A 12,443-nucleotide genomic window follows, 5' to 3' on the forward strand; every position below is an offset into this window, starting at 1 on the left:
AGAAGAATGAATGGCAGAATCAACTGTAAAAGAGTTCGCTGAAAGTGTTGGCCGACCTGTGGAACGTTTGCTGGAGCAGATGAACGAAGCAGGCTTGCCACATAAAAAGGCAGACCAGCCGGTTTCAGAGCAAGACAAACAGTCACTACTGAACCACCTGAAAGCGAGTCACGGCGGAAAAGCAGCCGAGCCGGGCAAGATCACTCTGAAGCGTCGTGAGACAAGCAAGCTGAAAACGGGCGCAGGCAACAAAAAAACAGTTAATATCGAAGTACGCAAAAAACGTACATACGTGAAGGCTGCTGAAGTAGATCAGGCGGAAGAAGAGAAGAAAAAAGCGGAAGAGGAAGCTAAGCTTCAGGCTGAAAAAGAAGCTAAACGCCAGGCTGATGCCAAGCGTAAAGCTGACGCGCCTAAAGCAAAAGCTCCGGTTGCGACTGACGCTCCGGCAGCAGCTCCAGCACCCGCAGCGGCGCCTAAAGAAGCCCCTGCAAAGAAATTCCGTGATGAAAACAACCCAGGTGGTGCTAATAAGCCAGCGGGTAAAGGTAAGAAAACTTCCGCTAAACCAGAGTATGGCGAGCGTAAGAAAGAAAAAGAGAACGCACCTCGTCGTGGTAAAAAAGAGATGCGAAGCGCTAAGAAAAGCTCCCGTCGTGGCGGTAACCGTGATAACGGCCCTAAACGCGAACATGCTTTTGAAAAACCAGCAGCACCTATTGTACGGGAAGTAGCAATCCCTGAAGCGATCACTGTCGCCGATCTGGCGGATAAAATGGCTGTTAAAGCAGCTGAAGTGATCAAGGTGATGTTTAAAATGGGCGCTATGGTGACCATTAACCAGGTGATCGATCAGGAGACAGCTCAGATTGTTGTTGAGGAGATGGGACATAAGTTCAAGCTTCTGAATGATAATGCGCTGGAAGACGACGTTCTGGATAACATCAGCTACGATGGCCAAGAGGTCACCCGGGCTCCTGTTGTTACCGTAATGGGTCACGTTGACCACGGTAAAACATCCCTGCTGGATTACATCCGTCGTGCCAAAGTTGCTTCCGGTGAGTCCGGCGGTATTACCCAGCACATTGGTGCGTATCATGTAGAAACGGGTCATGGCATGATCACGTTCCTAGATACCCCTGGGCACGCGGCATTTACCGCAATGCGTGCTCGTGGTGCTAAGGCAACTGACGTTGTTATCCTGGTTGTAGCGGCAGATGATGGCGTGATGCCTCAGACGGAAGAAGCGATCCATCACGCGAAAGCGGCTGGCGTTCCTATCGTTGTAGCGGTGAACAAGATTGATAAAGAGCAGGCTGACCCGGATCGTGTTAAGACCGAACTGGCTGCTAAAGATGTTATCCCTGAAGAGTGGGGCGGCGATGTTCCCTTTATGCCGGTTTCTGCGAAATCCGGTGAAGGTATCGACGAGCTATTAGATGCGGTACTGCTGCAATCTGAAATTCTGGAACTGAAAGCCGTTCCTGAAGCACCGGGTAAAGGTGTGGTTGTAGAAGCGCGTTTGGATAAAGGTCGTGGCCCTGTATCAACAGTTCTGGTTCAGAACGGTACCCTGCGTAAGGGTGATATGGTTCTGGCCGGCCTGAACTACGGTCGTGTACGTGCACTGATCGATGAGAATGGCAAGCCGATTGATGAAGCCGGTCCTGCTATTCCTGTAGAGATTCTGGGTCTTGATGGCACACCTGATGCCGGTGACGAGTTCACTGTGGTACAGGATGAGCGTAAAGCCCGTGAAGTAGCGCTGTTCCGTCAGGGTAAATTCCGTGATGTGAAACTCGCTCGTCAGCAAGCGGCTAAACTTGAGAACATGTTCGAGAACATGGGCAAAGGCGAAGTGGCGAACCTGAACATCGTACTGAAAACCGACGTACGAGGCTCTCTGGAAGCGATCACCGCGGCTCTGCTGGATCTGTCTACCGACGAAGTGAAGGTGAACATCATCTCCTCCGGCGTGGGTGGTATTGCCGAGAGTGATGCTAACCTGTCTCTGGCGTCCAACGCGATTCTGGTTGGTTTCAACGTTCGTGCCGATGCAACAGCGCGTACCATTGTTGAGCGTGAAGAGATCGATCTGCGTTACTACAGCGTGATCTATGAACTGATCGACCACGTTAAACTGGCCATGACCGGTATGCTGGCTCCAGAGTATAAAGAAGAGATTGTGGGTATCGCTGAAGTACGCGATGTCTTCCGCTCTCCGAAGCTGGGTGCTATTGCTGGTTGTATGGTTGTTGAAGGTACCGTATTCCGCAACAAGAAAATCCGTGTTCTGCGTGACAACGTTGTTATCTATGAAGGTGAGCTGGAATCCCTGCGTCGCTTCAAAGATGACGTTAACGAAGTTCGTAACGGCGTTGAGTGTGGTGTCGGTGTTAAGAACTACAACGATGTTAAAGAAGGCGATAAGATCGAAGTCTTTGACAAAGTTAAAGTTGAGCGCACCCTTTAATTACCCTGCGTAATCTAAGTGCGCCAAGGATCAGTCTGAATGTCCCGTGAGTTCAAACGAACTGACCGAATTTCCGAACAGCTCCAGAAGGAGCTGGCTCGGATAATTCAGTTTTCAATTAAAGACCCGCGCTTGGGGATGGTGACCGTTAATGATGTGAAGATCAGTCGTGATCTGAGCTTTGCTAACGTTTACATCACCGTTCTGGGTAAAGATAGTGCTGAAGAAGCCAAGGAAGATCTTGGTGTGTTGAACCGTGCTGCAGGTTTTCTGCGTCGCGAGATCGGAAAATCGATCAAGTTGCGCATTGTGCCGCAGCTCAAGTTTGACTATGACTCCAGCCTGGTACATGGGCGTAAGTTGTCCAGTCTGATTGAAGAAGCTGTTGCGGCTGATAAATCACGTACCGATTCAACCGACCCTGAAGGTCCAAAAAACGATTCGGCGGAGGATTAAGCTCCGGTGGCTCGTCGTGGTAAAGGCCGGAATATCTCCGGCGTCCTTCTGCTGAACAAACCAAAAGGCATCTCCAGCAATCGTGCACTGCAACGTGTACGTGCGATGTTTAATGCCAGCAAAGCCGGTCACACGGGCAACCTTGATCCGATGGCGACCGGTCTTTTGCCGTTATGTTTTGGCGAAGCGACTAAATTCTCCAGTTATCTGCTTGATGCTGATAAAGCCTATATCGCCACTGCCCGCTTGGGGCAGATGTCCGATACGGGTGACGCAGAAGGCACGATTATCCAGGAACGTCCTGTCCCGGAACTGAGTGATGCTCAGATTCGTGAGGCAATGGAAGCATTCCTCGGTGATATCGAGCAGGTACCTCCTATGTATTCCGCCCTCAAGCAAAATGGTCAGCCGCTGTACAAGCTGGCCCGCGAAGGTAAAACGGTTGAGCGTAAGGCTCGAGCCGTGACCATCTTTGAATTAGAGCTTGTAGAGTGGAGTGCCCCTGACCTGACGTTCTCTGTTCGCTGCTCCAAAGGTACTTACGTACGTACTTTGGCAGAGGATATTGGAGAGACCCTGGGTTGTGGTGCGCATCTGGTGATGCTGCACAGAACCCATACCGGTGGTTTCGATGCTACCGAGATGCTGGAATTTGACCGTCTGCAGTCTGAAAGAGATCTGGATCAGTCTCTCGACAGTTATCTGTTGGATACTGATATTCTGGTGGCACATTTTCCTAAGAAAAATTTGTCTGCGGAGGAAACTGCGCGTATCCTCCACGGCCAGGATATTACCTGCGACCAGGTGTATCCTGATAAGGTCCGACTGTATGACGAGCAGGAACGATTTATCGGTCTTGCAGAATCAGCGGAAACCGGCAGACTTAAGCCTCGCCGGTTGGTCGTGTTCGAAGAGTAGTGATCCTGCTCTTTGAGCTGCAGATACGATTTTGTTCAGCAGATGATTTTCTGCTTGGACTGCTCTAATCCGGAGCAAAGTTAGGCTAACTGTAAATATGCGCGGTTAGCCTGAATATATGATTCGCATATTTTATCAGGAGAAGCATCATGGCTTTAACTGCAGAAAAGAAAGCAGAAATCGTTAAAGAATACGCACGTGGCGAAGGTGACACTGGTTCTCCAGAAGTTCAGGTAGCCCTGCTGACTTTTAACATCAACGGTCTGCAAGAACACTTCAAAGCGAACAAGCAGGATCACCACTCTCGTCGTGGTCTGATTCGCATGGTTAACCAGCGTCGTAAGCTGTTGGATTACCTGAAGAAAAAAGATCTGGGTCGCTACAGTGATCTGATCAAGAGTCTGGGTCTGCGTCGCTAATTGCTGACGTCGTCCAAAGGACACTGGCTTATTATCAGTACGCAAGTTTTGCATATTGATAATTGATTGCCCTCTGAAGCCCGCTATCGCTTTGATAGCGGGCTTCTTTGTGTGAAAATAGAACACACATGAAAGCAATAGATATTGGAAGGAAATTACCGTGAATCCGGTTACTAAGACATTTAATTACGGCGATCAGGTCGTAACACTCGAAACGGGTCGTATCGCACGCCAGGCTACTGGTTCAGTTATGGTCACTATGGGCAGTACTTCTGTACTGTGTGCTGTTGTTGCTAAGAAAGATGCAGCCCCGGACGCGGCATTTTTTCCATTGTCTGTTCACTATCAGGAAAAAACCTACGCTGTAGGTAAGATCCCTGGAGGCTACTTCAAACGTGAAGGCCGTCCGACTGAGACTGAAACCCTGACTTCGCGCCTGATCGATCGTCCGATCCGTCCGCTGTTTCCGAATGGTTTTATGAACGAAGTTCAGGTTGTTTGTACCGTTATGTCTGCGGACAAGGACAACAACCCGGATATTGCAGCTCTGATTGGCACCTCTGCAGCTCTGGCTGTTTCAGGTGTTCCATTTAGTGGCCCAGTAGGTGCAGCTCGTGTCGGTTTTACTGACGAAGACGGCTATATTCTGAACCCAACCAACGAGAAGCTGGAAGAGTCTCTTCTGGATATGGTTGTAGCAGGTACTGAAAACGCTGTACTGATGGTTGAGTCTGAAGCAGAAGAGCTGACTGAAGACGAGATGCTGGGTGCTGTTCTGTTTGCTCATAAAGAGATGCAGGCTGTTAACACAGCAATTAAAGAGTTTGCAGCTGAAGTTGCTACTCCAGCATGGGATTGGCAGCCAGCAGCAGAAGATACAGAAACTAAGCAACTGGTTTCTCTGGCTTACGCTGATAAAATTAAAGATGCGTACAAGATTACTGTTAAGCAGGATCGTTACGCACAACTGGGCGAACTGAAATCTGAAGCGGTTGAGAAGCTGGCTAACGATGAAGGCCTAACTGCTGACGCGATTAAGTCTGCATTCGCCAGCCTTGAAAAGCAGATTGTCCGTCAGTCTGTTGTAAATGGCGAGCCTCGTATTGATGGTCGTGAGCAGGATACTGTTCGTGGTATCAATGTTGAAGTTGGCATGCTGCAGAAGACTCATGGTTCTGCACTGTTTACCCGTGGTGAAACTCAGGCGATCGTTACAGCAACTCTGGGTACTGCCCGTGATGCTCAGATCAGCGAGTCTCTGGCAGGTGAAGTTCGCGACCCGTTCATGCTGCACTATAACTTCCCTCCATACTCTGTAGGTGAAGCAGGCTTTATGGGTGGTCCTAAACGTCGTGAAATCGGTCACGGTCGTCTTGCCCGTCGTGGTGTTCAGGCGGTTCTGCCGACTGAAGAAGAATTCCCGTACTCCATCCGTGTAGTATCTGAGATTACTGAATCCAATGGTTCAAGCTCCATGGCTTCCGTTTGTGGTGCGTCTCTGGCTCTTATGGATGCTGGTGTACCTCTGAAAGCGCCAGTAGCGGGTATCGCTATGGGTCTGGTTAAGGAAGGCGAAGGCTTCGCCGTTCTGACCGACATTCTGGGTGACGAAGATCATCTGGGTGATATGGACTTTAAAGTGGCTGGTACTTCTGAAGGTATTACTGCTCTGCAGATGGATATCAAGATTGAAGGTATCAACGAAGAGATCATGGAAGTGGCTCTGCAGCGCGCTAACAAAGCCCGTCTGCACATCTTGGGTGAGATGAATAAAGTGATCAGTGAAGGTCGTGAAGATCTGTCTGAGAACGCACCTGCGATGACCACTATCAAGATCGATCCTGAGAAGATCCGTGATGTTATCGGTAAAGGTGGTGCAACCATCCGTTCGCTGTGTGAGCGTACTGGTGCTTCTATCGATATCGACGACAATGGTCTGGTTAAGATCTACGCAGAAAACAAAGCGGCTGCGCAAATGGCGATCAACGAAGTTGCCGGCATCACTGCAGAAGCTGAAATCGGTACAGTGTACAAAGGTAAGGTTGTACGTCTGGCTGACTTTGGTGCATTTGTTAACTTCCTGCCAGGTCAGGATGGTCTGGTGCATATCTCTCAGATTGCACAAGAGCGTGTTAATGCGGTTAGCGATTACTTGAAAGAAGGTGATATGGTTGCCGTTAAAGTGCTGGACGTGGACAACCGTGGCCGCGTTAAACTGAGCATTAAAGAAGTAACCGAAGAAGAGAAAGCAGCAACTCTGGCTGAAGAAGCCGCTGAGTAATCTGTGACCTTCTGATCCGGTGTGTCTTCTGAGGAAGATATCATCGGATACAAAAAACCTCGCAGTGCTTTTATATAAAAGCGAATCTGCGAGGTTTTTTTTGTCCCGATACCTGTGGATTTGTCACGATAGATATCGGGAAAGCACTAAAACCAGAATTTAATGCTCAACAGCTGATAGCCTTAGCGCTCAACTGCCAGTGCAACGCCCTGACCACCACCGATACACAGCGTCGCCAGACCTTTCTTAGCATCCTGCTTAATCATTTCGTGAACAAGGCTCACTAATACACGACAGCCGGAAGCACCAATCGGATGGCCTAAAGCGATGGCTCCACCGTTTACATTGACCTTAGACGTATCCCAGCCCAGCTCTTTATTCACACTCAATGCCTGAGCTGCAAACGCTTCATTGGCTTCAATCAGCTCCAGATCGTTAATATCCCAGCCTGCTTTTTCCAGGCAGCGTTTTGTTGCAGGAACGGGACCGATACCCATAATTTTAGGGTCAACGCCCGCGTTGGAGTACGCAGAAATTTTAGCCAGAACCGGCAGACCCAGCTCCTCAGCTTTCTGTGCGCTACACAATATAACGGCCGCAGCACCATCATTTAGAGTGGAGGCGTTACCCGCAGTTACTGTACCGTCTTTCTTGAAGGCCGGACGCATGCCGGATAGTTTTTCTGCTGTTGTGCCGAAGCGGGCATTTTCGTCCGTATCTATAACAACCGGATCACCTTTGCGCTGTGGAATGGTTAACGGAATGATCTCATCCGCGAAGCGACCACCTTTAATGGCTTCTTCTGCCTTTTGCTGTGACTGGGCAGCGAACGCATCCTGCTCTTCACGGCTAATGGCGTATTTCTCGGCCAGGTTCTCGGCGGTGATTCCCATGTGAATATCGTTAAAAGCATCCCACAGGCCATCAACAATCATGGTGTCCTGCAGTGCCCAGTTGCCCATACGCTGTCCATTACGGGAGTTCGGCAGAATATGTGCTGATTGGGACATATTTTCCTGGCCGCCGGCGATAATCAGATCAGCATCGCCACAGCGAATCGCCTGGGTTGCCAAATGCAAGGCTTTAAGGCCTGAACCGCAGACCTTGTTGATCGTCATGGCAGGAGTGGACTCCATCAGTCCACCTTTAATGGCAGCTTGTCGTGCAGGGTTTTGGCCTGCACCTGCGGTCAGCACCTGACCCAGCAATACTTCGTCTACCTGTTTAGGATCAATGCCGGTTTTTTCCAGCAAGCTCTTAATCACTACGGCACCCAGGTCACTGGCAGAAACAGAGCTCAGACCACCGTTAAAGCTGCCGATTGCTGTACGACCGGCGGCGACGATAACAACGTCTTGCATAGGTATTTCCTTTTTTATCAGATAAAAAATCTCTATTGTGCTTCGCAGCATAGCATTTTTTTATTGCTTCAGAGGTAGAGTACGCCTAAATGATGACAAAAAAAAAGCTGACCTTAGGCCAGCTTTTCATCATCCGTTCGTTATAGTTTCCTGTTAGGCAACCTGAACCGGAATTGCATTACTGGTGTGACTGACGTCATTGCCTTCTGTTATATAGATCAGGGCTGGTTTGAAGTTTGCCAGTTCTGCTTCTGTATAGTTAGCGTAGGCACAAATGATCACACGGTCACCTACTTTAGCCTGATGAGCCGCCGCACCGTTGACAGAAATGATACCTGAGCCTTCTTCGCCACGGATTGCATAAGTGGTGAAGCGTTGGCCGCCTTCAATGTTGTAGATCTGAATCTGCTCGTATTCACGGATGCCGGCCATATCCAGCAAGTTGCCGTCAATAGCGCAAGAACCCTCATACTCCAGTACCGCGTGAGTGACACGAGCCTGATGCAGTTTTGCTTTAAGCATGATGGATTGCATGATGATTAACCTTTATTTCTTTTTGAGACGCTTAATAAGAGCATTCTTGAAATGCTGTAGAAGTACGCAGGTTTGCTGCAAATAGCAGCTAAGTCGCGCAGTATGCCTCAATGTTATTTCTGATTCAACGCAAATGCGATGTTATCAATCAGTCGTGCTTTACCCAGCTGGGCGGCGGCCAGAATCACTAAGTGTGAACTCGTGTTGTCTGCAATTTTTAAATCGGCCTGACGGCGAATGCTCAGATAATCAGGTCTGAAACCCTTCGCCCTCAATTCTGACTTTGCCCGGTCGCAAAGTGTATCAAAATCTGACTGGCCCGCTTCTATCGATTGACGAATTTTGACTAATGTCTGATACAGGGTAGGAGCGACTACCAACTCTTCCTGTGTTAGGTAGCCATTCCGCGAGCTTAAAGCAAGCCCTGACTCCATTCGAACGGTTGGTACGCCTTTTATCTCAAGCGGCATACAGAGATCCTGGGCCATCTTACGGATGATCGCCAGTTGCTGGAAATCCTTCTGACCAAACAGTGCTACATCAGGTTGAACAATATTAAACAACTTGCTGACTACTGTGGTAACGCCGGTAAAGTGACCGGGGCGAGTTGCGCCACAAAGCTCTTCACCCAGTTCAGGCACATTGACCTGAGTCTGGCTTTCCAGACCTGTGGGATAGATCTCGCTGGCATTAGGTGCAAACAGAATATGGCAGCCTGCTTCAGATAGTTTCTCGCTATCCGCTTCCAGTGTGCGCGGATAGGAATCAAGATCTTCATTCGGGCCAAACTGCATTGGGTTTACAAATATGCTGCATACCACCGTATCGCCTTCTTTATGAGCTTCGTGGATCAGGTGAATATGGCCTGAATGCAGATTGCCCATAGTGGGAACGAAAGCGACCTTGCCGCCCTCATTCCGTCGACGCTGCGCAATTGCAGACCGAAGCTCAGCAATGGAGTGACATAAAATCATGAGAAACAGTGCTCCTCAGCAGGGAAGGTGTTTGCTTTCACTTCCTGATGATAGTTACTCAGAGCTTGTTGAATACTGGAAGCATCCGTCATAAAGTTTTTTACGAATTTCGCGGTGTGCCCCAGAGTGATGCCCAGCATATCCTGTAATACCAGAATCTGGCCATCGGTATTAGGCCCGGCACCGATGCCGATAACAGGTACAGCAACGGCTTCTGTCACCAAACGCCCGACTTCTGTCGGTACACATTCCAATAGAATAATACTGGCGCCTGCACCTACCAGCTTTTGGCTGGCAGAGATGATGGCCTGTGCAGCGGCTTCAGTTTTACCCTGTACCTTGTAGCCGCCAAACTGATTGACCATCTGAGGGGTCAATCCCAGGTGAGCGCAAACAGGTACACCGCGTCGCGTCAGTTCGGTAATGCCTTCTGCCAGCCAGGCTTCACCTTCGATTTTGACCATGTGAGCACCAGCCTGCATCAGCTTACCTGCATTGATCAGCATCTGTTCTGTGGAGGCGTTACTCATAAATGGCATATCCGCCATAATCAGGGCACCCTGATTTCCGCGGGCGACACACTGAGTGTGGTAAACGATATCATCAACGCTAACAGGTAGGGTTGTATCATGTCCCTGCAAAACCATTCCGAGAGAGTCGCCAATCAGAAGAACTTCAATCCCTGCTTGGCTGGCTTGCCCTGAAAAGGTTGCATCATACGCAGTCAGGCAGCTGAATTTATCACCTGCCTGTTTTAGCTTATTCAGTGTACTGATTGTCACTGTCTTCATTATTATGTTCCGCCATTACAATAACGCCCACTGCTTTTGGCGGCGGGCGTTTCGGAATGTGTTACTTTGACGTTACCTGCATCTAAAGGTAACAAGCTGCGGTAACTTTACTCTGACTTTGTCAGTATCTGCAAGTCATCTGTAGCGATATTAGACAGAATGTCTGTAATAGAACCTTTACCAGGCAGGGTCAGTTTGGGGCTGATTTCAGCCAAAGGTAACAGTACAAAGCCCCGTTCATGCATGTGAGCATGGGGTACAGTAAGGCGAGGGTGACAGATAACCTGTTCGCTAAACAGTAACAAATCCAGGTCCAGAGTACGTGGGCCCCAGTGGCGCTCACGTACACGTCTGTGGGCTTGTTCCAGTGCCTGAAGTTGGTCAAGTAACGCCAACGGCTCAAGATTGGTTTCCAGTTGAGCAACAGCATTAACAAAGTCCGGCTGATCCTGAGGCCCAACCGGTTTGCTACTATATAAAGAAGAGGCTGCAACCAATCGGGTATCCGGCAGTAAATTCAGCTCGTTCAATGCGGTTTTAAGCTGTTGAACCGGGTCCTCAAGGTTACTGCCAAGTCCAATATAAGCCGTGTTGTTCAGCTTAGTACGCTCTATCATTCCGGGTTGTTCCGGTTACCGCTTTTTGGGTGGCTGTCTTTGCTGTTACTGCGCCGGCGCCGACGACGTTTTTTGGGTGCCTGCTTGTCGTGAAGCTCGTTATGCTGCACTAGATTGCGGCGGGAATGGGAGTCACTTTCCTGGAAGTCAGTCCACCACTGGGCCAATTCATGTACGTTTTCCCCGGTTTCACTGCGTAATACCAGGAAATCATAAGCGGCACGGAAACGTGGATGCTCAGCAGTTTGGTAAGCCCGCTTACCCTGACGTCGCTCAAGGCGTAGCTGGAACTCCCAAATTTCGCGCATTGGCTGGCTGAAACGCTTAGGGATTGAAGTGAAATCCACCTGGGCGGCCGTCGTCTGTTGTCCTGCTTGTTGCATTGCAGGTACCGGAGGCATGCCTGAGCGAATCAAGTCGCCAAAGGCTCGTTGAGCAACTGGCCAAAGAAGTGCAGCAAACAAAAATGCAGGCGTCACAGGTTTGTTCTGCTGAATACGCTTGTCAGTATTGTGCAGAGCTTTAATAATAAAGCTCTCTTTGTCCGGTGTTTCCTGAAGTGCATCTTCTGTATAGGGGAACAGCTGCTCGAACAGGTTGTATTCGCGTAGCAATCTGAAGGTTTCAACAGCTTGTCCGGATAGGAAGAGTTTGAGTACCTCTTCAAACAAGCGGGCGGCAGGTATCTGTCGCAAAAGCGTCGCGGAAGCCCGGATAGGGGCTTCTGTTTTAGCCTCGATATTGAAATCAAGCTTAGCCGCAAAACGAATCGCCCTCAGCATTCGCACCGGGTCCTCACGATAGCGGGTTTCCGGATCGCCAATCATGCGAATCAGCCGTTGTTCAATATCATTAATGCCGCCGGCATAGTCGTGAATTGAGAAATCACGAATATTGTAATAGAGCGCATTGATGGTGAAGTCACGGCGTATAGCGTCTTCTTCTATGCTGCCAAAGACATTATCCCGCACCAGAAGCCCCTGATCTGTTTGAGAGGCGTGAGATTTGGCTGTGCCAGTATCATGGGGGGCACGGAAGGTCGTCACTTCGATGATTTCACGGCCATAGCGCACATGAACAATGCGAAAGCGGCGGCCAATAATACGGGCATTGTGAAAGAGACGGTCAACCTGCTCTGGTGTCGCATTAGTGGCTACATCAAAGTCTTTTGGGTGTAGCCCTAAAAGCGCATCGCGAACACAGCCGCCGACAAGGAAAGCGTCGTAATTAGCTTTCTTCAGGCGATAGAGTACTTTCAAAGCGCTTTCTGAAATGCCGGAACGGCTGATGGGGTGTTCGTCACGGGAAACGATGCGCAATTCGTGTTTTTCGGATTGCTGTTGGCGCTCTGATTTAAGCAGCTGCCGAATTGAATCGCCGGGACGCTTTAGAAAAGAAGGAATTCCTTTTAGCATCGCTGGGTCTTGAATCTCTGAATAGGAGAGGAGAGTGTACCTTAAAAATAAAAGCGGGGCCAAGTTGGCCCCGCCGCAACTGTCCGCATCCTTACGAACGGTATGTCAGACTTCGGTAAATCGCCCTGAATACGCAATGACAGTCTATCGGTGACAAACCTTGGTGGCTTAAGCCTTATTATTTTTGTTTTCCAATGCGAAGTA

Annotated in this window: 11 protein-coding genes; 5 read left to right on the forward strand and 6 right to left on the reverse strand. The window is 49.5% G+C overall.

The window, feature by feature from the left end:
- Window positions 1-10: 10 nt before the first annotated feature.
- The 5 genes from infB (at window position 11) to pnp (ending at window position 6,547) form a co-directional block, all read left to right on the forward strand.
- Window positions 11-2,473, forward strand: a complete 2,463-nt coding sequence (infB, locus tag ACN0R8_RS06840; RefSeq protein ID WP_417596331.1) for a translation initiation factor IF-2 — start codon at window positions 11-13, stop codon at window positions 2,471-2,473.
- Between the two features lie 39 nt (window positions 2,474-2,512).
- On the forward strand, window positions 2,513-2,929 hold the full coding sequence (gene rbfA / locus ACN0R8_RS06845; RefSeq protein ID WP_417596332.1) for a 30S ribosome-binding factor RbfA: 417 nt from the start codon (window positions 2,513-2,515) through the stop codon (window positions 2,927-2,929).
- Between the two features lie 6 nt (window positions 2,930-2,935).
- The gene (gene truB, locus ACN0R8_RS06850; RefSeq protein ID WP_417596333.1) at window positions 2,936-3,847 is read left to right on the forward strand and encodes a tRNA pseudouridine(55) synthase TruB; all 912 of its coding nucleotides are present in this window, start codon (window positions 2,936-2,938) and stop codon (window positions 3,845-3,847) included.
- Window positions 3,848-3,996: 149 nt separating this feature from the next.
- The gene (rpsO, locus tag ACN0R8_RS06855) at window positions 3,997-4,266 is read left to right on the forward strand and encodes a 30S ribosomal protein S15 (RefSeq protein WP_078320581.1); all 270 of its coding nucleotides are present in this window, start codon (window positions 3,997-3,999) and stop codon (window positions 4,264-4,266) included.
- Between the two features lie 160 nt (window positions 4,267-4,426).
- Window positions 4,427-6,547 (forward strand): polyribonucleotide nucleotidyltransferase, encoded by a 2,121-nt coding sequence (gene pnp / locus ACN0R8_RS06860; protein WP_417596334.1) that lies wholly within the window; start codon window positions 4,427-4,429, stop codon window positions 6,545-6,547.
- 182 nt (window positions 6,548-6,729) lie between these two features.
- Here pnp and ACN0R8_RS06865 read toward each other — a convergent pair whose 3' ends face one another.
- The 6 genes from ACN0R8_RS06865 to pcnB all read right to left on the reverse strand — a co-directional run bounded on the left by ACN0R8_RS06865 (window position 6,730) and on the right by pcnB (window position 12,239).
- Window positions 6,730-7,908, reverse strand: a complete 1,179-nt coding sequence (locus ACN0R8_RS06865) for an acetyl-CoA C-acetyltransferase (RefSeq protein ID WP_417596335.1) — start codon at window positions 7,906-7,908, stop codon at window positions 6,730-6,732.
- 153 nt (window positions 7,909-8,061) lie between these two features.
- Window positions 8,062-8,442, reverse strand: a complete 381-nt coding sequence (gene panD, locus ACN0R8_RS06870) for an aspartate 1-decarboxylase (protein WP_417596336.1) — start codon at window positions 8,440-8,442, stop codon at window positions 8,062-8,064.
- Window positions 8,443-8,555: 113 nt separating this feature from the next.
- Window positions 8,556-9,416, reverse strand: a complete 861-nt coding sequence (gene panC, locus ACN0R8_RS06875; RefSeq protein ID WP_417596337.1) for a pantoate--beta-alanine ligase — start codon at window positions 9,414-9,416, stop codon at window positions 8,556-8,558.
- Window positions 9,413-10,207, reverse strand: coding sequence for a 3-methyl-2-oxobutanoate hydroxymethyltransferase (gene panB, locus ACN0R8_RS06880; protein WP_417596338.1), 795 nt, complete (start codon window positions 10,205-10,207; stop codon window positions 9,413-9,415). Before panB ends, panC begins: the two co-directional genes overlap by 4 nt.
- A 107-nt stretch (window positions 10,208-10,314) precedes the next feature.
- Entirely contained in the window at window positions 10,315-10,824 is a 510-nt protein-coding gene (folK, locus tag ACN0R8_RS06885) for a 2-amino-4-hydroxy-6-hydroxymethyldihydropteridine diphosphokinase (protein ID WP_417596339.1), read from the reverse strand.
- A complete protein-coding gene (pcnB, locus tag ACN0R8_RS06890) occupies window positions 10,821-12,239 on the reverse strand; it encodes a polynucleotide adenylyltransferase PcnB (protein ID WP_417596340.1) in 1,419 nt (472 codons plus the stop codon). Before pcnB ends, folK begins: the two co-directional genes overlap by 4 nt.
- Window positions 12,240-12,443 lie beyond the last annotated feature (204 nt).

The sequence above is a fragment of the Oceanospirillum sp. genome (assembly GCF_048265165.1).
Taxonomy (GTDB): Bacteria; Pseudomonadota; Gammaproteobacteria; order Pseudomonadales; family Halomonadaceae; genus Oceanospirillum.

What these genes read in the sequence shown, in the direction of transcription:
- infB (WP_417596331.1), top strand. Translation starts at nt 11, where the DNA reads ATGGCAGAATCAACTGTAAAAGAGTTCGCTGAAAGTGTTGGCCGACCT.
- rbfA (WP_417596332.1), top strand. Translation starts at nt 2,513, where the DNA reads ATGTCCCGTGAGTTCAAACGAACTGACCGAATTTCCGAACAGCTCCAG.
- rpsO (WP_078320581.1), top strand. Translation starts at nt 3,997, where the DNA reads ATGGCTTTAACTGCAGAAAAGAAAGCAGAAATCGTTAAAGAATACGCA.
- ACN0R8_RS06865 (WP_417596335.1), bottom strand. Translation starts at nt 7,908, where the DNA reads ATGCAAGACGTTGTTATCGTCGCCGCCGGTCGTACAGCAATCGGCAGC.
- panD (WP_417596336.1), bottom strand. Translation starts at nt 8,442, where the DNA reads ATGCAATCCATCATGCTTAAAGCAAAACTGCATCAGGCTCGTGTCACT.
- panC (WP_417596337.1), bottom strand. Translation starts at nt 9,416, where the DNA reads ATGATTTTATGTCACTCCATTGCTGAGCTTCGGTCTGCAATTGCGCAG.
- panB (WP_417596338.1), bottom strand. Translation starts at nt 10,207, where the DNA reads ATGAAGACAGTGACAATCAGTACACTGAATAAGCTAAAACAGGCAGGT.
- folK (WP_417596339.1), bottom strand. Translation starts at nt 10,824, where the DNA reads ATGATAGAGCGTACTAAGCTGAACAACACGGCTTATATTGGACTTGGC.
- pcnB (WP_417596340.1), bottom strand. Translation starts at nt 12,239, where the DNA reads ATGCTAAAAGGAATTCCTTCTTTTCTAAAGCGTCCCGGCGATTCAATT.